Source organism: Corallococcus sp. AB011P, from assembly GCF_003611605.1.
GTDB classification, from domain to species: domain Bacteria; phylum Myxococcota; class Myxococcia; order Myxococcales; family Myxococcaceae; genus Corallococcus; species Corallococcus coralloides.
Window position 1 is genome coordinate 22,827 of record NZ_RAVX01000029.1, and the last position, 19,635, is coordinate 42,461.

At 70.2% G+C, this 19,635-nt stretch carries 12 protein-coding genes and 1 tRNA gene; 5 read left to right on the forward strand and 8 right to left on the reverse strand.

Translation table 11 applies throughout. The features are described from left to right. The first annotated feature begins 74 nt into the window (after nt 1–74). Nucleotides 75–2,069 carry a TIM44-like domain-containing protein gene (locus D7X30_RS38305; protein ID WP_120567935.1) on the forward strand — a complete coding sequence of 665 codons (1,995 nt, stop codon included), beginning with the start codon at nt 75–77 and terminating at the stop codon, nt 2,067–2,069. Between the two features lie 24 nt (nt 2,070–2,093). Here the strand turns inward: D7X30_RS38305 and D7X30_RS38310 are convergent, their stop codons facing one another. The 5 genes from D7X30_RS38310 to D7X30_RS38330 all read right to left on the reverse strand — a co-directional run bounded on the left by D7X30_RS38310 (nt 2,094) and on the right by D7X30_RS38330 (nt 8,532). After that, a complete protein-coding gene (locus tag D7X30_RS38310; protein ID WP_120567936.1) occupies nt 2,094–3,068 on the reverse strand; it encodes a hydroxymethylglutaryl-CoA lyase in 975 nt (324 codons plus the stop codon). Nucleotides 3,069–3,088: 20 nt separating this feature from the next. Then, nucleotides 3,089–3,808 (reverse strand): class I SAM-dependent methyltransferase, encoded by a 720-nt coding sequence (locus D7X30_RS38315; protein WP_120567937.1) that lies wholly within the window; start codon nt 3,806–3,808, stop codon nt 3,089–3,091. A gap of 13 nt (nt 3,809–3,821) precedes the next feature. After that, nucleotides 3,822–5,021 carry an aminotransferase class I/II-fold pyridoxal phosphate-dependent enzyme gene (locus D7X30_RS38320; RefSeq protein ID WP_120567938.1) on the reverse strand — a complete coding sequence of 400 codons (1,200 nt, stop codon included), beginning with the start codon at nt 5,019–5,021 and terminating at the stop codon, nt 3,822–3,824. Between the two features lie 62 nt (nt 5,022–5,083). Beyond that, nucleotides 5,084–6,064 (reverse strand): phosphatase PAP2 family protein, encoded by a 981-nt coding sequence (locus tag D7X30_RS38325; protein WP_199724671.1) that lies wholly within the window; start codon nt 6,062–6,064, stop codon nt 5,084–5,086. After that, nucleotides 6,061–8,532 (reverse strand): RND family transporter, encoded by a 2,472-nt coding sequence (locus tag D7X30_RS38330; RefSeq protein ID WP_120567939.1) that lies wholly within the window; start codon nt 8,530–8,532, stop codon nt 6,061–6,063. Before D7X30_RS38330 ends, D7X30_RS38325 begins: the two co-directional genes overlap by 4 nt. 430 nt (nt 8,533–8,962) lie before the next feature. On the opposite strand from D7X30_RS38330, the gene D7X30_RS38335 reads away from it, so the two are divergent. Both D7X30_RS38335 and D7X30_RS38340 read left to right on the forward strand, forming a co-directional pair. Further along, nucleotides 8,963–10,516, forward strand: a complete 1,554-nt coding sequence (locus D7X30_RS38335; protein WP_120567940.1) for an aminotransferase class I/II-fold pyridoxal phosphate-dependent enzyme — start codon at nt 8,963–8,965, stop codon at nt 10,514–10,516. A 9-nt stretch (nt 10,517–10,525) separates the two neighbouring features. Next, nucleotides 10,526–11,704: an N-acetyltransferase gene (locus tag D7X30_RS38340; protein ID WP_120567941.1), complete on the forward strand. Its 1,179-nt coding sequence runs from the start codon at nt 10,526–10,528 to the stop codon at nt 11,702–11,704. Nucleotides 11,705–11,785: 81 nt separating this feature from the next. On the opposite strand, the gene D7X30_RS38345 is transcribed toward D7X30_RS38340, so the two are convergent. Then, entirely contained in the window at nt 11,786–12,421 is a 636-nt protein-coding gene (locus D7X30_RS38345) for a phospholipid-binding protein MlaC (protein WP_120567942.1), read from the reverse strand. Nucleotides 12,422–12,487: 66 nt separating this feature from the next. Then, complete coding sequence (locus D7X30_RS38350) at nt 12,488–14,287, reverse strand: TolC family protein (RefSeq protein WP_120567943.1); 1,800 nt, start codon at nt 14,285–14,287, stop codon at nt 12,488–12,490. 232 nt (nt 14,288–14,519) lie between these two features. Between D7X30_RS38350 and D7X30_RS38355 the strand changes: the two genes are divergently transcribed. Together D7X30_RS38355 and D7X30_RS38360 are read left to right on the forward strand one after the other, a co-directional pair. Then, nucleotides 14,520–15,440: a class I fructose-bisphosphate aldolase gene (locus D7X30_RS38355; protein ID WP_120567944.1), complete on the forward strand. Its 921-nt coding sequence runs from the start codon at nt 14,520–14,522 to the stop codon at nt 15,438–15,440. A 177-nt stretch (nt 15,441–15,617) separates the two neighbouring features. Then, nucleotides 15,618–19,424 carry an ATP-binding protein gene (locus D7X30_RS38360; RefSeq protein WP_120567945.1) on the forward strand — a complete coding sequence of 1,269 codons (3,807 nt, stop codon included), beginning with the start codon at nt 15,618–15,620 and terminating at the stop codon, nt 19,422–19,424. 83 nt (nt 19,425–19,507) lie between these two features. Here the strand turns inward: D7X30_RS38360 and D7X30_RS38365 are convergent. Continuing rightward, nucleotides 19,508–19,580: transfer RNA gene (locus D7X30_RS38365), tRNA-Ala, on the reverse strand. Nucleotides 19,581–19,635 lie beyond the last annotated feature (55 nt).

Below are 19,635 nucleotides of genomic sequence, written 5' to 3' on the forward strand. Positions count from 1 at the left end.
GACCCGCGTGAATGGCGCGCAGCCTGAAACCTGTTCCCCAGTCTGGCAAGCCGTAAACGGATAGGATCCTGCCCATGCCTTCGTGCTCAACAGCGAAACGCCCGTGGCGGTGGCTGCCCGGCCTGCTCACCGTGTCCGCCCTGCTCGTGCTCGCCCTGCCGCTCGTGGCCCTGGCACGCGGAGGTGGAGGCGAGCACTACACGTCCGGCCGAGACCGCGGGAACGGCGGTGGCGGGGGCGACGGCCTGCCCATCTGGCTGCTCTTCGATTTGATCCGCCTCATCTTCCTCTACCCGAAGGTGACCGTCCCGCTGCTGATCATCGGCGGCGTCGCCTGGTGGTTCTACAAGCGCAATCTGCACCCGACCGCCACCACCCAGCGCGCGTTGGATCAGCGCGAGGCCGAAGTGCGCACGGAGGTGTCCGGCCGCGACGTGTCGGGCTGGGTGAACGCGCTGAAGCTCAAGGATCCGTCCTTCGAACTCGAGCCCACGCTGCAGAAGGTGCGCTGGCTCTTCATCGAATTGCAGAAGTCGTGGTTCCGCCGGGACATGACGCCGGTGCGCCCCTTCCTGTCGGACGCGACGTGGCAGCGCTTCAACGTGCAGCTCGGGCTGATGCAGGCGCAGGGCGTGCGCGACGCGCTCGCGGACATGAAGGTGCTGGACGTGCAGCTCATCGGCCTGCACCAGACCGAGTGGTACGACAGCATCCACGTGCGCGTGCGCGCCAGCATCCGCGACACGGACGTGCCCGCGAACCAGACGGACGCGCAGGCCATGGCGGCCGCCAGCAAGGTGGCGCCGGAGACGTTCACGGAGGTGTGGACCTTCGTGCGCAAGCCCGGCGCGCAGACGCGCATCGGTGAGGACCTGTTCCAGGGCAAGTGCCCCAACTGCGGCGCGCCCTACAAGGGCGGCGCGTCCAATACCTGCGAGTTCTGCAACGCGGTGGTGAACTCCGGTAACTACGACTGGACGCTCTCCGAAATCACGCAGGGCGTGGAGCACGTGCGCCACCACAAGCAGGTGGACGGCCTGATGCAGGCGCGCGCGGACGACCCGGCGCTCAACCTGGAGATGCTGGAGGACCGCGCGTCGCTCTTGTTCTGGAAGTGGATCGACGCGCAGAGCCGCAACGAGACGCAGCGCCTGTCCAAGGTCGCCAACGCGGACGCGCTCACGAAGCTAGATGCGGAGCTGGGCCAACTGGCGAAGCAGGGCCGCCGTCGCGTCTTCCTGGAGTGCGCGGTGGGCGCGGTGGACGTACGCGCGCTGGAGGTGCGCCCCGAGTCCTTCGACGAGGCGCAGGTGGAGCTCCGCTGGAGCGCCCGCATGGGCATTGGCCCCGCGAATGAGAGGCCGCCCAGCCTGCCCACGGTGCCGCAGCGCTGGGTCTTCACGCTGCTGCGCCGCCATGGCGCGAAGACGAACACGGACACCGGTATGTCCACGGACCGCTGCCCGCAGTGCAACGCGCCCACCACCAACAGCGCGGCCAACACCTGCGAGTTCTGCGGCACGGTGCTGGGCAACGGCGAGCGCGACTGGGTGCTCGCGTCCGCCCTGCCCTTCGAGTCCTGGAACGTCCACCACGCGCAGCGCACGTCCCGGAACGCGGCCCGCTACCAGGAGTCCCGCCGGGCCGAGCGCGGCACTGTCGCGCCCCCGCCCGTGGACGTCGGTGGACATGGCAATGGCCAAGGCCATGACGACGGCGACCGGGTGGTGACGGACGTGAAGGAGCGCGAGCGGCTGCTCTACATGATGGCGTCCATCGCCGCCGCGGACGGCGAGGTCTCCAACGCCGAGCGCCGCCTGCTCAAGCTGTGCGCGGAGCGCTGGAGCGTGTCGTGGGCCAACGTGGAGATGGCCCTCAACGCCGGGCCGCAGCTCTTCGAGCGCCTGGTGCCGCGCGGCAGCCCGGAGGCGGAGGTGTTCCTGCGCCACATCGTGGAGATGGCCCTGGTGGACGGCCGCATCGACCGCAAGGAGCGGAAGATGCTGCAGATCGCCGCCCAGCACCTGGGCCTGGAGGAGAAGCTCCCGGCGCTGATCGGGGACCACTGAGTCAGTGGTCCCCGGTGGTACGGCTCAGGTCTGCGCGCGGCGGGTGGCCTTCTTGTCCCGCTCGCCGAGCGCGGCCTGGAGGTACTTGCCCGCGAGCTTCCGGCCGATGAGCTCCTGGGCGATCTCCCCGGCCTCCACCAGCTTGTCCAGGTCGATGCCGGTGTCCACGCCCATGCCGTGCAACATGAAGACGGCGTCCTCGGAGGCCAGGTTGCCCGCGGCGCCCGGCGCGTAGGGACAGCCGCCCAGCCCGCCGATGCTCGCGTCGAACGTGGTGACACCCGCGGACAGGCCCACCAGCGCGTTGGCCAGCGCCGTGCCTCGCGTGTCGTGCAGGTGCAGCGCCAGCGTGTCCACCGGCATGTGCTGGAGGAGCGCCGTGAGGATCTCCTCCGTCTGCCGGGGCGTGCCCACGCCAATCGTGTCGCCCAGGCTCAGCTGGTAGATGCCCGCGTCCACCAGCTGGCGGCAGATGTCCACCACGCGCTCCACCGGGACGTGGCCCTCGTAGGGGCAGCCCCACACGGTGGACAGGTAGCCTCGCACGCGCATCCCGGCCTTGCGGGCGGCGGCCGTCACTTCCTTCGCGCCCGCCAGCGCCTCCGCGATGGTCTTGTTGATGTTCTTCTTGGAGTGGGCCTCCGACGCGGAGATGAACACCGCGGCCTCCTCCAGGCCCGCCGCCTGTGCGCGCTCCAGCCCCTTGAGGTTGGGCACCAGCGCGGAGAAGACGACGCCGGGGCGGCGGCCCACCTGCTTGAGCAGCTCCTCCGCGTCCGCCAGCTGGGGGATCCACTTGGGTGACACGAACGACGTCACCTCGATGCGCTTCTCCCCCGCGGCGACCAGGGCGTTGATGAGGCGCGCCTTGTCTCGGGTGGGCAGCGTGCGGAGCTCGTTCTGCAGGCCGTCGCGGGGGCCGACCTCGTACACGTCGACCCGGCGGGGCAGTTGCCCCAGCAGGCCGACCCGCGTTCGCGATGTCTCTTTCGGATCCACTGGACGTGTCCGGGGCTCCGTCACCGGCGCCCGGCTCCCACGATGAGGTCGGTCGACTCGGGTGACATCGGCGCGCCATCCAGGCCGCCGTGCACCCACTGCACCGAAAAGCCCGTGCTTTCCAACAGCCCCTTCAGTTCCGCAAGAGGATAGTAACGAAGCGTGTACGCCGCTCGCAGCACGCGACCGTCCGGCAAGGTGAGCTGACGCTGCCCGACATCCCTTCCACGCGTCGCGTCGAAGCGGCTCTCCTCCTCCAGGAGACTCCCATCCGGTAACCGCTCGCGGAACGACGCGCCCGGACTTCCGGCCAGCCGCTCGTAGGGGACCGTCTGGAACACCAACCGTCCGCCGGGCTTGAGCGCCCGAGCCACCTCGCGCAGCACCTGGACGTGCTCCGCGTCACTGAAGGCGAAGAGTGTCGAATACCAGGCGTAGGCGCCCCCCAGGGTCGCGTCCTGGAAGGGCAGCGCCCGCAGGTCGCCTCGCACCACCGGAAAGCCGGGGCGGCGCAGGCGCAGGGACAGCGGATCCAGCTCCAGGCCCACCACCCTGCCGGCGAGCGCACCCTCGGTGTTGAGCCGCGCCGCGTGCCGGCCGTGGCCACAGCCCAGGTCCACCACCGGGCCCTCCACGTCCGCGAACGCCCGGGACAGGTACTCGACTTCCCGGGCCGTCACCGCCTCGGAGAGGTACGGCAGCGTGCTGCGCAGGTACAGCTCTCCGAAGAAGTCGCTCACGGCCGTGCGCGCTTCAGCGCTTGAGGGTGGGCAGCTTCTCGCGCAGGCGGCGCACGGCTTCGTCCAGCACGCCCTCCGTCTTGCAGAAGGCGAAGCGCGCGAAGCGCTGTCCCAGGTGCCGGTGCTCCGGGCCGTAGAAGACGCTGGGCGGGATGCCCGCGACGCCCACCTCCGTCACCAGGTGCCGGCAGAACGCCACGTCGTCCTCGAAGCCGTAGCCGCGGATGTCCGCGAGGATGAAGTAGCTGCCCTCCGGCGAGTACGCCTGGAGCCCCGCCTCGCGCAGGCCCGTGAGCAGCCGCTCGCGCTTGGCGGTGTAGAGCGCCGTCAGCTCCTGGAAGTAGCTGTCCGGCAGCCGCAGCGCCACGGCCATGGCGGCCTGGAACGGCGACGCGGTGGCGAAGGTGACGAACTGGTGCGCGCGCTGCACCGCGTCCCGCAGCGGCGGCGGCGCGATGATCCAGCCGATCTTCCACCCCGTCAGGCTGAAGGACTTGCCCGCGCTGCTCACCGTCACCGTGCGGTCCGCGAGCACCGGCACCGTGGCCGCGCGGAGGTGCTTCGCGGGGGCGAAGACGATGTGCTCGTAGACCTCATCCGCCAGCACCTTCACGTCGTGCTCGGCGCAGAGGTTGCCCAGGAACTCCAGCTCCTCGCGCGTGAAGACCTTGCCCGTGGGGTTGTGCGGCGAGTTGAGGATCAAGAGCCGCGTCTTCGGACCGAAGGCGGCGCGCACCTCGTCCCGGTCGAACCACCACGTCGTGTGCTCCGCGTCCGGCGGGCGCAGCGGCACGTAGCGCGGCGTGGCGCCCACGAAGGCGATGTTGGCGTCGTACGAGTCGTAGAACGGTTCGAAGGACACCACCTCGTCGCCCGGATCCACCAGGCCCAGGATGACGTCGAGGATGGCCTCCGTCGCGCCGCTGGTGACGGTGACCATGGTGTCCGGATCCACGGCGTGGTTGTAGAAGCGCTGCGCGTGCTCGGAGATGGCGTTGCGCAGGTCCTTGGCGCCCATGCCCGGGGCGTACTGGTTGACGCCGCCCTGGATGGCCTTCCACGCCGCTTCCTTGATGGCGTCCGGCCCGTCGAAGTCCGGGAACCCCTGCCCCAGGTTCACGGCCTGGTGCTTCAGGGCCAGCGCGCTGAACTCGGAGAAGACGGTGGTGCCGAAGCGGGAGACGCGTTGCGCGAGCACGGGCCGGGGGGACATGGGGCAGGCCTCTGGAGGCCAGCGCACGTCCACCCCGAACCCCGAGGCGACCGGCTGGCGGTTCAGGGCCGGACGATAGCGTCCGCGGGCACGGAACGCGCGCCTTGTTCCACCGCGCGCTGACGGGCGGAGCGGGACAGGGCCAGCGCCAGCCCCGTCACCACCATCACCAGGGGCACCGCGCAGATGAGGTCGATGGCGTAGTGGAACCGCCCCGCCAGCGTCGCGAAGATGAGCCCCATGCCCGGGAAGAGCATCACCCAGAAGAAGCGCCGGGCGAACCGGAACGCGTAGAAGAGCACCACCAGCATCACCCCGGTGTGCCCGGACGGAAAGCAGTCCCGGGTGTACACCGGCGTGCGCATCATGGACTCCAGCAGCGGCGTGAGGATCCACCCCTGCGTCGCCGGCCCGTCGAACGCGCCGATGAGGAAGTACCGGGGCCCCACCGCGGGCACCAGCGAGTACGCCGCGTAGTTGAAGCCCAGGAGCAGGCCCAGTCCCAGCAGGTACTCGTCGAAGCCGGGCGTGGCCCCCCTGCCCCGGGCGTACAGGTAGATGCCCAGGAGCAGCGGCCACATGAAGTGCCCGTAGTAGCAGAGCATCAGCACGTCGTTGGCCCAGGGCGGAATCACGTGCGCCAGCGCCACCGCGGCCTGGAAGCCGAACAGCTTCTGATCCACCGCGATGAGCTGGGCGTCCTTCACCACCGGGTTCATCCAGTCCACGATGGGACCCAGCCACCCGTGGGCCAGCGCCGACACCGGCAGGAGCCAGAAGTCCGCCACGATGGCGATGAGCGGCTGGCGCGGGAAGCGCGCCTCCAGCATGCGCATGGCCGGCAGGCCCAGCGCGAAAAAGAGGAAGAGGAGCGCGTTGCGGCCGGAGTGCGGCGCCCAGCGGGCCGGCCCCACGCACACCAGGGCGGCCACCGAGCAGGCCACCATGAGGACGAGGTCCACCTGCCGGAAGCGCACGAGCGCTTCGTCCGACGACGTCACGAGGGGCCGCACGCGGCCTTCGCTGAATGACCAGATGCTCACGCCGATTTGCGCTCCCCCGGCGACTCGGCCGGCAGCTCGCCGGCCCCCCCGAGATTGAGGCTCCGCACCACTGCGCCCGACTCCGGCGCCACCGCGGACCGCCGCCCCTTCCACCGCTCCAACAGCGCCAGCATCGCCGGGAAGAACACCGTCGTTCCCAGGAAGGTGCTCACGACCCCTAGTAGGGCAATCTGTCCGATGCTGCGCAAGCCCTGATGGTTCGCCACGAGGAGCGCTCCGTAGCCCGCCGCGTTGGACAGGGTCGCCACCACCGCCGCGAAGCCGGTGTTGCGCACCACCCGGCCCAGCGACCCGGGGCCCTCCTCCTCGTACCGGTGGAACAGGTGCACCGAGTTGTCCACCGCGATGGCCAACAGGTTGGGCAGCACCACCGCGTTGATGAAGTTGAGCTGGACGTCGAACAGGTACATCCCGCCCGCCAGGCACGTCATGCCCAGGAACAACGGGCCCGCCACCAGCAGCGCGCGCTTGAAGCTGCGCAGGCTGGCCAGGATGACCAGGAACACCACCACCGCCGCGGACCAGAGGATGAACGGCCCGTCCATGCGCACCAGCGAGAAGATGCGCGCGGCGATGCGGTTGCTGTCCAGCACCGCCAGGTCGATGCCCTTCGCCTTCGCCCCGGCCACCACCTCATCCAGCTGCCCCGCCCAGCGGTTCAGGTCCTGCGTGTCGTAGTTGGACACGGACGGGAACAGCAGGAGGAACATCCCCTTGCCATCCAGCGCCTCGAAGCGGCGGCGCGCCTCCACCGGCAGCTGATCCAGGCCGTAGGGCTTCGCGTCCACCATCTCCCGCAGGTCCTTCACGCGCGGGTCCTCCTGGGCGGACTTCGGCAGCCCGTCCAGCAGCGCCCGGATGCGGCCCATCTCCGTCTCGTGGCCCGCCACGTCGGAGGGCACCAGGTCGCTCAACGACGCGGTGCGCAGGAACACGGAGTTGGCGCCGTTCTTCGCCTTCACCTGGGCGATGACGGCCTCCACCTCGCGGACCTGCTCCAGCGTGTCCACCGCGAGGATGGCCGGGTTGAGCGGAGAGCCGATCTGCTCCGTGATGTGGTCGTCCAGCCGCGACGCCGGCGAGTCACCCTTCAGGTTGCGCAGGTTGGTCTCGAAGCCCAGCCGGGGCGCGATGCCCACCGAGTACGCCGCGAAGCCCACCACCGACAGCGCCACCGCGACGATGACGCCCGTGGGCCAGCGCCGCCACTCCTTCGCCGGAGCCGCGACGGGAGCCTCGGCAGGCGCGGAGGCCTGGGCGGTGGACGCCGCATCGCGGCGGAACGGCCGGATGCGCTCCGCGATGGCGAGCAGCGACGGGCCCAGCGCGTACGCGGACAGCACCGCCATCAGCACGCCCACGCCCGCGAGCAGGCCGAACTGCTGGAAGGCGTGGAACTGCGCCAGCACCAGCACGAAGAACGCCGCCGCGTTGGTGAAGGCGGAAGTGAGCGCCCCGCTGAAGGTGCCGCGCACCGCCGCCGTCAGCGCTTCCTTCACGCCGTGCCGCTCGCGCTCCTCCCAGTAGCGCATGGCCAGGTGGACGCCGTACTCGATGCCCAGGCCGATGAGGATGGCGACGAGGAAGCCCGTCACGATGTTGAGGTGGCCGATGGCGCCCTGCGCGAACGCGAACGTCAGCATCAGCCCCACCATCACCGGCACGCCCACCACCGCCAGCGCGGAGATGCGCCGGGTGGCCAGCAGGATGAGCCCCACGGCGATGAGCGCGGACAACAGGCCCGCGTTGGACAGGTCGCGGCGCATCACCGCGTCCTCCTCGATGCGGTTCTGGAAGTTGCCCGTCGCCTCCAGCGTCACGCCCGGGTACTTCTCCGCCGCGAGCTGGCGGCCGGTGTCGAACACCGTGGCCACGAAGTTCCGCGCGAACTCCAGGTCCCCCGCCGTCCCCGACGGCTTGATCATCAGGTAGACCTCGGTGCCCTCCTTGTTCACCAGCGTCTCCGGCAGCGCCGTCGTGTCCGGGGTGTGCTTCTTCGCGATCTCCTCGAAGGTGGGCGGCGCTTCTTCCGTTTCCAGGTCCACGAAGAGGGGGCTGGCGCGCTCCTTCTCGTAGCGGACGCGGGCCTCCAGGTCCTGACGCAGCGAGGCGACCTCCGCCGTGGGCAGGAGAAGCAGGCCGTGGCGGCGGAAGAAGGCCACGTCATAGTGGTGCTCGACGTAGCGGACCGTCGGCAGGGCCTCCAGGCGCTTCTGGAACTCCGTGGCGTAGGCCTTCAGGGCCTCCGGGGCCGTCCCCTTGGCCATGATGACCAGGTAGCCGTCTCCACCCGCCTTCTCTGACACGCGTGTCAGGTCCCGGACCTCCGGGGCACCCTCCGGGAGGAGCTCCACGAAGGACCCCCGGAACTCCAGACGCGAGGCGAAGAAGCCCGCGGCGGCTGTCACCAGGGCGACAGCGAGCAGCACCTGCCAGGGGCGCGACATCGCTGCCTGGATGAAGCCCTCGAACCACCGCTGCCGTCGTGCTTGAGACACCGTCTGCTCCTCTGATGCTGGCCGGCGAAGCAATAACCCAGCCATGATCCAGGCCCCCGGAACAGACGGCCCCTCTCGACCCATTCCCCGTGTGAACCCATGTGTGCCCTGGGTGCAGAAGCATCCACTGGCGAACGAAGGTCCGGGGGCGCGGCGTGCCACCAATGCGGCATGACTGTCAAGGCGCGCCCTGACACGGATGCCCCACACCCGGTGCAATGGGACCGTCCCCGCCTTGACAGTGCGGTTTTCCCTCTTTATTGACCCCCTCGCGTCGTCCCCCTGGGTGTTCGCGCGGCCGGGCAATCCGAACCTGGAACGCGCCCTGCACATGGAAAGCGGCTCGGATCACACCCTCCGACGCGTAAGAAAGACCACCATGAGCGACGTGTTCGACAAGTGCCGTACCTGGAAGGACTACCGCATCGCCAAGGCCACGGGTTTGTACCCGTACTTCCGGGCCATCGAGGCGTCGCACGGTTCCACGGAGGTGGAGATCGAGGGACGGCGGGTCATCATGGTGGGTTCGAACAACTACCTGGGCCTGGCGGCGGATCCGCGCGTGAAGGAAGCGGCCATCAAGGCGACGGAGAAGTTCGGCACCACGTGCTCCGGCTCGCGCCTGCTCAACGGCACCCTGGCGCTGCACGAGGAGCTGGAGGCGCGGCTGGCGAAGTTCCTCAACCGCGAGGCGGCCATCGTCATCTCCACCGGGTTCCAGACGAACCTGGCGCTGGCGTCCATCCTGGGCCGGCACGACATCGTGTTCAGCGACCGCGCGAACCACGCGTCGCTGGTGGACGGCGTGCGCCTGTCGTTCGCGACCGAGCGCAAGTTCCGCCACAACGACATGGAGCACCTGGAGCAGCTGCTCGCCGCGGCGGAGCCGGGCGCCGGGAAGATCATCGTCACGGACGGCGTGTTCTCCATGGAGGGCGACGTCTGCAACCTGCCCCGCATCGTGGAGCTGTCCAAGCAGTACAACGCCCGCGTGATGACGGATGACGCCCACGCCATGGGCGTGCTGGGCGAGCTGGGCCGCGGCACCTCCGAGTACTTCGGCCTGGAAAAGGACGTGGACCTGGTGATGGGCACGTTCTCCAAGAGCTTCGCGTCGCTGGGCGGCGTGCTCGCGGGCCCCTTCGAGGTCATCAACTACATCCGCCACAAGGCCCGGTCGGTCATCTTCTCCGCGTCCATGACGCCCGCGTCCATCGCGGCGGCGCTGAAGGCGACGGAGATCATCGAGGCGGAGCCGCAGCGCCGCGAGCGCCTCTTGGACATCGCGGAGAAGATGCACAACGGCTTCCGCGCCATGGGCTTCGACACGGGCGTGTCGGTGACGCCGGTGGTGCCGGTGCACATTGGCGATCAGGTGAAGTGCTTCCGCTTCTGGCGCGCGCTGCACGAGGCGGGCGTGTTCGCCAACCCGGTGATTCCGCCGGCGGTGGAGGCGGGCCACGCGCTCATCCGCACCAGCTACATGGCCACGCACACGGACGCGCAGCTGGATCAGGTGCTGGACACCTTCGAGAAGATCGGCCGCAAGCTCAACGTCATCCCGGAGACGCGCCCCACGGTGTACGAGCCGGTGAAGATCGCCCGGCCGGGCAGCGCGGTGCGCAGCAACAAGGCGAGCGAGACGTGGGCGGCGGGCAGCGCGGGCCTGCTCGCGGACAAGGGCTTCTCCCTGGAGCAGCTGTCGCGGATGTCTTCGCGGGAGATGGCCGGGAAGTTCTTCGACGCGGTGGAGCAGCTCACCTGGCGCGCGGCGAACCTGCAGCCGGAGGACCTGCGGCGGCTGGGCGGTGCGCCCAAGAAGCTGTGGGAGAAGCGCAGCGAGCTGGGTGGCGTGCTCCTGGAGAAGGGCGCCCAGCTCTTCATGCGCAACGGCAGCGACAGTTCCGACGGCAACCAGGCCGAAAGGAACTGAGCCCCCCTCATGGCCCACCCAGCCAAGCACGAAGCGTCCTCCCCTGCTTCCTCCATGCCCTCCGACGTGCAGGTGACCCCTGTGCGCGGCGCGGCGGACCGGACTGCGTTCATCCGGCTGCCGTACTCGCTCTACCGTGACGACCCGAACTGGGTGCCGCCGCTGGAGATGGAGCGCCGCGACTTCCTGGACCCGAAGAAGAACCCCTTCTTCGACTACGCGGAGGTGGAGCTGTTCCTCGCGCGCCGCGGGCAGGACGTGGTGGGCCGGGTGGCGGCCATCAAGAACCCGCGCCACATGGAGTTCCACGGCACGAAGGAGGGCTTCTTCGGCCTCTTCGAGTGCGTGAACGACGCGGGCGTGGCCCGGGGCCTGCTGGACGCGGCCAGCGCGTGGCTGAAGGCGCGCGGCATCGACACCGTGCTGGGGCCGGCCAACTTCTCCTCCAACCAGGACTGGGGCCTGCTCGTGGAGGGCTACGAGAGCCCTCCCGCGCTGATGATGCCCTACAACCCGGCGTACTACGCGGGCCTGCTGGAGACGTGCGGCTTCACCAAGGCGAAGGACCTGTTCGCCTTCGAGCTGTCCGCGTCCACGCCGCCGCCGGAGAAGGTGGCGCGCATCGCGGAGAAGATCCGCCAGCGCGAGGGCGTCACCGTGCGCCCGGTGAACCTGAAGGACTTCCCCGCCGAGGTCGCCCGCATCAAGCAGATCTACAACGCGGCCTGGGAGAAGAACTGGGGCTTCATCCCCTTCACGGACCGCGAGTTCGAGCACATGGCCAAGGAGATGAAGGCCATCGTGCGTCCGGAGCTGGTGCTCATCGCGGAGGTGAAGGGCGAGCCCGTCGCCTTCTCCATGACGCTGCCGGACGCCAACGCGGCGTTCAAGGCGGCCAACGGACGGCTCACGACGTTCGGCCTGCCCATTGGCCTGGTGAAGCTGGTGCTGGCGTCGCGCAAGCTCAAGCGGCTGCGCCTGCTCACGCTGGGCATCAAGGAGGGCTACCGGCGCCGCGGCCTGGACGCCATCCTCTACCTGGACACCCTGCGCACCGCGAAGGAGCTGGGGTACACGGGCGGGGAAATCTCCTGGACGCTGGAGGACAACCACCTGGTCAACCGCGCCATCGAGTCCATGGGCGGCCAGCGCTCCAAGACGTACCGCGTGTTCCAGCGGCCCGTCTGACGTCCCGAAACACTTCCGCCCGGGCGCTGGTGGCACCCGGGCGGAAGGTCACTGCTTGAAGCCGTTTGGAAGCGCCCTGCCCTACTTCGCCTGCGGCGCGGCGCCGGAACCACCGGCGGCGGACTCCTTCACGGACGCCGCGCTGGTGCCGGCGTTCTCCTTCTCCAGCTGGGCGCGCTTGGACTTGAGCGTCGTCAGCAGGCCGTCAAAGCCCTTGGTGGAGAGGATCTTCTTGAACTGGCCGCTGTACGTGTCCACGAGCGACACCTCGTCGGTGATCACGTCGTAGATGCGCCAGTCGGCCTTGGGCGTGGCCTTGTAGAGGCGGTAGTTCACGGGCACCTGATCCGTCTTCACGGTGAGCTCCGTGTCGACCGTGGCCTCGCTCCCCTGCACGCTCTCCTTGCCGTACTTCACGTCCGCCTTTGCCTGGCCGATGGCCTTCTGGGCGTACGAGGCGCGCAGCAGGCCCGTCATGGTGTCGGTGAACTCCTTGCGCTGGGCGGCGGTGAGGCCCGTCCAGGCCTTCTCGCCCAGGGCGCGCTTGGCGAGCTCCTCGAAGTCCACGAAGGACTCCACGACGGTCGCCAGGGACTGCACGCTGGCGCCAGGGGCGTTGGCCGCCTTCTGCACGGCGGCGTTGCCGTTCTTCACCACGTTGAGCGGGCTCACGGGGGCGGCGGCGAGCAGCGTGGCGGCAAGCAGGGAAGCAATCATAGGGATGAAGCTCCGGGTTGAAGTTCAGGTGTGACGACACCTGTGAGGACTGGCAGCCTGGAAGGGTTATTCATCCGCCGTGGGGACGGCACCGGTGACGCGGGCGAGTGACGCCAATCCGACGCGCACGTCGTGCCAGCTCTTGCCGCGCTCGGCGGAGGCCTGGGCCAGCGCGGTGAAGGCGTCCACCAGCTCACGCGTGTCGCCGGTGCCCAGGTCGAAGGCGGCGTAGGCGGCGGTGGCCCAGCGCTTCGCGTTCTTCTCCGCCTCCGTGAAGGACTTCGCCCGCGCGTAGGACGCGGCGAGCTGGCTCTGCACCTGCGTGACTTCCAGCCGGATGCCGGCCTTCAGCGTCAGCTCCTGCGCGTGCATCTTGTCCAGCTCCGCGCGGGCCTGCTCCAGCTGCGCGTCCTTGATGGGGATGTCGAAGGTGCCTCGGATGACCAGGCCCAGGCCCGCGGTGCGGTCGTTGAAGGGGTCGTACGCGAAGGGGCTGCGCTGGCGCGTGGCGCTGCTCGTCCAGCGCACGTCGTAGTAGCCCGCGAGCCCCAGGTCCGGGTAGTAGCTGCGCTCGCGGATGATGACCTCCTGCTCGCGCGCGATGATGCCCGCGGCGATGGCCTTCAGCTCCGGTCGGCGCTCGTTGGCCTGCTTCAGCGAGGTCTCCAGGTCGGGCACGTTCACGTCGCCCTGGAGCGGCAGGTCCTCCTCCATCACCTCCACCTGCTCGTCCGGGCCCGCGTTGGCGAGGAGCCGGATGGCGGTGAGCGCGAACTGCTCGCCCTGGATGGCGGTGGCGCGCTGCGACTCCACCAGCTGACGGAAGTACCCCAGCTTGTAGGTGTCCAGCTTCGTCACCTGATCCGAGTCCTCCTTGAGGAGCGCGTCGATCTTGTCGCCCGCGTCCTTGAGGCGCTTGGCCACGTCCTCCAACTGCTTCAGCCCGGCCCGGGCCAGCTGGTAGCCGTAGTACGCCTGGGCGGCCTGGAAGCCGGCTTCCGCGCGCACGCGCTCGCGCAGCGCAGCGCCCACCTTGGGGCCCTGCTCGCCCGCCTTCTCCAGCGCGGAGAGCTTGCCGAAGGTGTACAGCGGCAGCACCGCGTTGCCGGTGGAGAACACCGTCACGCCCATATTGCCGAAGTTCCAGTCGCCCTCCAGCGACGCCTCCGTGGTGGGCGGGCCGCCCAGACCGTTGTTGCGCGCCTCGGGGACGGGACCGCCCGCGCCCAGGGTGATCTCGAACCGGGGGAACCAGGCCCAGCGGGCTTGATCGTAGAGCGCCTGGAACTTGCGCAGCTCCGCGGAGGCCTCCGCCACGCGCGCGTCCTGCGTGCGCGCCCGCGCCACCAGCTGGGCCAGGGTGATGGGCCCCTTCAGGGGCTTCGTGGCCTGGGAGGTGCCCGGGGCCTGGGCCTCCTCCGGAGGGCCCCTGGGAGCGCCAGGGGTGAGGTCACCCCGTGCTCCGTCACCCGAGCCGGGGGCAATGGGGGACGTGCCCAGGTCCTGCGCGCCCGGGGTGGCGGCGGCCGGCCTGGGCGTGCCGGTGGTGGCGCCCTGGGCGGCGTTGCCCGGCTCGGCGGCCGGACCGGGGTTCACGGCGGCGGGGCCAGGCAGCGGCGCGCGTGTGCCAGGGGTGGGGTTGGCGGCGGAGGACCCGGTGCCGGTGGGGCCGGGGGCCGGGGTGGTGCCGGGCGAGGGCGCGGGCACGGTGCCCGGTGACAGGCTGCCGGGCGAGGGAGCCGCGGTCCCCGGCGCGCCCGTTCCAGGAGCATTCGAGGGAGCCGTCGTGGGCGAGATCTGCGCGCCCGCCACGCCACCGGTGAGCATCATTGCCACTGCGACGACCTTGCCGACTTCTGTGCCCATGCTGTGGTCCGCCTCGTGTGCGGCCGGGCATATCCGGAAGCCCGCGACGGCGCAGCATTTCTGTGCACCTTCCCGGGGGTCCGGATGTCGGCTTCCCTCCAGTCGGCTCGCGCGGCAAGGCGCGTAGAGGGCGTGACAGTCGCGGACATTCCGTTCAGACAAAGCTTGGTGGGCGCGGGCAAGGAACGCAGAATCCCGCGCCAGTTTCGACGCCTTCCTTCAAGGAAACCCCATGGCCTACACCGACCGCGTCAAGCAGATCCTCTCCTGGTATCCCTCCGACAATCCCGGCACGCTGACGAACCTGGCGCGCCTCTTGAATCACGGCACGCTCGCCGGCACGGGCAAGCTGGTCATCCTGCCGGTGGATCAGGGCTTCGAGCACGGCCCCGCGCGCTCCTTCGGTCCCAACCCCGCGGGGTATGATCCGGACTACCACGCGCAGCTGGCCATCGACTCCGGCTGCAACGCGTACGCGGCGCCGCTGGGCTTCCTGGAGGCCGTCGCGGGCAAGCTGGCCGGTGAGATTCCCCTCATCCTGAAGGTGAACAACTCCGACTCGCTGGCCAAGACGGCCGCGCCCATGTCCGCGGTCACGTCGTCCGTGAAGGACGCGGTGCGCCTGGGCTGCGCGGCGGTGGGCTACACCATCTACCCGGGCTCCGCGGCCCGCAACGAGCAGTATGAAGACCTGCGCGACATCATCGCGGAGGCCAAGTCCTACGGCCTGCCCACGGTGCTCTGGGCCTACCCGCGCGGCGCGCTGTCCAAGGAGGGTGAGACGGCCATCGACGTGGTGGCGTACGCGGCGCAGATCAGCGCGCAGATGGGCGCGCACATCATCAAGGTGAAGCCGCCCACGGACTTCCTGGAGCAGGCGGAGGCGAAGAAGGCCTTCGAGAAGGCGAACATCTCCACCAAGACGCTCGCGGACCGCGTGCGCGAGGTGGTGCGCTCCGCGTTCAACGGCAAGCGCATCGTCATCTTCTCCGGCGGCGAGGCGAAGGAGACGTCCGCCCTCATGGAGGACATCAAGCAGATCCACCAGGGTGGCGGCTTCGGCTCCATCATGGGCCGCAACGCCTTCCAGCGTCCCCACGGCGAGTCGCTCAAGCTGCTCAAGGACGTGATGAACGTCTTCGCGGGCAAGTAGTCCTCCGCGCGTGTCATCCGTGGCGTGGCGCCCTTCCCGGCCTGGCTCTTCGCGGGACGGGCGCCATCGCTCGGGAGCGTTTCGCCGTGAACGCTGGCGGGCTGCCAGGCTCTGAAGCGGCCGGCCTCCCGCGTTCCTCCCCTGGCCTCCCAGAGGGGCTTCGATTACGGAACGAACATGAATCACGGCTCCAGGACGTCCGGTGGGCACGGCGCGGACGCACCCGCGCCGCTGCCGGACGACGCCGACCGCGCGGCGGCCCAGGACGTGCTCGCCGGAGGCGGCGAGATGGGCGTCCTGATGCGCTCCATGGACTGGTCCAAGACGCCGCTGGGTCCGGTGTCCTCCTGGCCGCAGTCCCTGCGCACCATCGCCAGCGTCTGCCTGAACTCGGGCTTCCCCATGATGGTGTTCTGGGGGGCGGACGCGGTGAAGCTCTACAACGACGCCTACCAGCCCATCCTGGGCAACAAGCACCCCTTCGCCCTGGGGCGGCCCGGACGCGAGGTCTGGACGGAGATCTGGGGAGAGATCGGTCCCTGGGTCGAGCAGGTCCGCCGCGAGGGCCGCGCCATCATGGCGGAGAACCAGTGCCTCTTCATGGAGCGCAACGGCTTCCTGGAGGAGACCTACTTCACCTTCTCCTACAGCCCCGTCCGCGACGAATCCGGGGCCGTCAACGGCGTGCTCGACACGGTGGTGGAGACCACCAGCCAGGTGCTGGACGCGCGCCGCCTCCGGACGCTGCAGGAGGTGGCTTCACGCGCGGGCGGGAGCCTCCGCGTCCACGACGCCGCCACGCGCGGCCTGGAGGCGCTCGCCACCAACCCCGCGGACCTCCCGTTCGCGCTGCTCTACCTCGTGGACGCGGACGGCCTCCGGGCGCGGCTGGAGGGGCGCATGGGCCTGGAGGGGGACTGCCCCTTCTGTCCCAAGGAGGTCGGCCTGGAGCCGGGCGAGGCCTCTCCCTGGCCCCTGGCCCAGGTGATCCGCTCCGGGCAGGCCGAGCAGGTCCAGGGACTCGAGGCCCGCTTCGGTCCCCTCCCCCTGCGAGAAGGCGTGCCGCAGCCGGGCTCCGCGCTCGTCGTGCCCATGTCCCGCCCCGGGGAGCCGGCTCCCACGGGTGTGCTCGTGCTGGGCATGTCTCCGCGGGTGCCCGCGGATGCCTCGTACCGTTTCTTCCTGGAGCTGACCGCCAGCGGGCTGGGCGCGGCCATCGCCGGAGCCCGCGGGCACGAGGACGCCTGGCGGCAGACGGAGGCCCTGGCGGAGCTGGACCGGGCGAAGACGGCCTTCTTCTCCAACGTCAGCCATGAGTTCCGCACGCCGCTGACGCTGATGCTGGGGCCGCTGGGGGACGTGCTCGCGGACAGGGAGCACCCGCTGGAGCCCGTGCACCGCGAGCGGCTGGCGCTCGTGCAGCGCAACAGCCAGCGGCTGCACAAGCTGGTGAACAGCCTGCTCGACTTCAGCCGCCTGGAGGCGGGCCGCATGCGGGCCACCTTCGAGCCCACGGACCTGGGGCCGCTCACCGCGGGACTCGCGAGCGCGTTCGACTCGCTGGTGAAGCGGGCGGGGCTGCGGCTCCAGGTGGACTGCCCTGCCCTGTCCACCCCCGTCTGGGTGGACCGCGATCTCTGGGAGAAGGTCGTCCTCAACCTTCTCTCCAACGCCTTCAAGTTCACCTTCCAGGGCACCCTCACCGTCCGGCTCCGCGAAGAGGACGGCCGGGTGGAGTTGTCCGTCAGTGACACGGGCACGGGCATCCCCACCCACGAATTGCCCCGCGTCTTCGACCGCTTCCACCGGGTGGAGGGCGCGCGGGGGCGCAGCCATGAAGGCAGCGGAATCGGGCTGGCGCTCGTGCGGGAGCTGGTGGAGCTGCACGGCGGCCACGTCTCCGTGGAGAGCACGCTGGGCAGGGGCAGCACCTTCACCGTGTCCCTGCCCACCGGCACGGCGCACCTGCCGCCCGAGCAGCGGAGGGACTCCTCGCGGGAGGCCGTCCGGGCGCCGAATCCGGAGATCTTCGTGCAGGAGGCGGCGCAGTGGCTGACGGACGCGGACGCCGCACCCGTGCCCGCGCCCTTCCCGGAGGCGCCCCCGGGAGTCGTGCGGGGGCACGTGCTCGTGGCGGACGACAACGCGGACATGCGCGAATACGTGCGGCGGTCGCTGGAGGGGCGCTTCCAGGTGACGACCGTGGCGGACGGCCACGCCGCGCTGGAGCTGGCACGGCAGCACCCGCCGGACGTGGTGCTGTCGGACGCGATGATGCCGGGGCTGGACGGCTTCGGGCTCATGCGCGCGCTGAAGTCGGATCCGCGCACGGCCTCCGTCCCCGTCATCCTCCTGTCCGCGCGCGCGGGTGAGGAGGCGAAGGTGGAGGGCCTCACCGCCGGCGCGGACGAGTACCTGGTGAAGCCATTCGGCGTGCGCGAGCTGGTGGCCCGCCTGGAGGGAACGGTGAACGCCGCGCGGGCCCGCGCCCAGCGCGAGGAGCTGCTCAAGGCCCTCCAGCTGTCGGAGGCACGCTACCGGCTGGCCACCCGGGCCACGAAGGACGCCGTCTGGGACCTGGACCTGAGCACCCAGGAGGTGACCTGGAGCGAGGGCATCCACACCCTCTTCGGCTACGCGCCCGGCACGGTGCCCCCCGAACTGGACTGGTGGACGGACGCCGTCCACCCGGAGGACCGCGCGCAGGCCATCGAAGGCCTCCACTCCATCGCGGCCGCACCCGGTGGCAAGGACTGGCATGCCGAGTACCGCTTCCGCAAGGCGGATGGCACCTATGCCCAGGTAGAGGACCGGGGCTGGGTGGTGCGCGATGCCGCCGGCACGGCGCTGCGCATGGTGGGCGCCATGCAGGACGTCACCCTGCGCAAGGCCGCGGAGGACGCCCTGCGCCGCAGCGAGGAGGAGTTCCGCACGCTCGCGGAGGCGCTGCCGGAGGCCGTCTTCGTCACCGCTCCGGATGGCTCGGTCACCTACGTGAACGGCGTGCTGACGGAGCAGACCGGCGTGAGCGCGGAGACGCTGTTGGACCGGGGCTACCGGCACGTCATCCATCCCGACGACCTTGCCGCCAGCGGCCGGGCCTGGGTGGAGGCCCTCACGCATGGCGAGCGCTTCCAGTCCGAGCACCGGGTGCGCTACCGGGACGGCCTGTACCGCTGGCACCTGGTGCGCGCCCTGTCCGTGAAGGACGCGGAGGGCCGGGTCATCAAGTGGGTGGGCACGTCCATGGACGTCCACGAGCTGCGCCAGGCCCAGGCCCAGCAGCAGCAGCGCGCGGACTTCGAACAGCAGCTCATCGGCATCGTGAGCCACGACCTGCGCAACCCCGTGAGCGCCATCCTCCTGGGCGCCGCCAGCCTGATGCGCCGCGAGGAGCTGGACGAGCGCAGCACCAAGGCCGTCAGCCGGATCCAATCCGCCGCGGAGCGGGCCCACCGGATGATCCGCGACCTGCTCGACTTCACCCAGGCGCGCCTGGGTGGCGGGCTGCACATCCAGCGGCGCGCGTCGGACCTGCACGAAATCGTGGACGGTGTGCTGGAGGAGATTGAAGCCACGCACCCGGACCGGGAGATCCGCCGGCGCCGGAGCGGCAACGGCCTGGGCGCGTGGGATCCGGACCGGCTGGGGCAGCTGGCCCAGAACCTGGTGACCAACGCGCTGAAGTACAGCCCCCGGGACACCGCCGTCCTGGTGGAGACCCACGGAGGGACCGACGCCGTGACGCTGTCCATCCACAACGCGGGGGCTCCCATCCCCCCGGAGCGGATGGGCCGCCTCTTCCAGCCGCTGCAGCGCCCCAGCGGCGAGGTGGACCACAGCAGCCGGAGCATCGGCCTGGGGCTCTACATCGTGAAGAAGCTGGTGGAGGCCCACGGGGGCATCATCACCGTGGAGTCCACCGCCGAGGCGGGCACCACCTTCACCGTCCGGCTGCCCCGCGACGTCCCGGCGAACCCGTAGCGAGGGCGCCGGGGCGCTCTGGCGGACGCCCCAAAAGCGAAAGGCCCGCGAGATTTCTCTCGCGGGCCTCTCTCAATTCAGTGTGGAGCTAACCGGGATCGAACCGGTGACCTCTTGAATGCCATTCAAGCGCTCTCCCAGCTGAGCTATAGCCCCGTCTTGCTGCTGCTGCGTGCTGCCCGGTCCGCCGTGGGGGGCGGTCCGTGCCGTG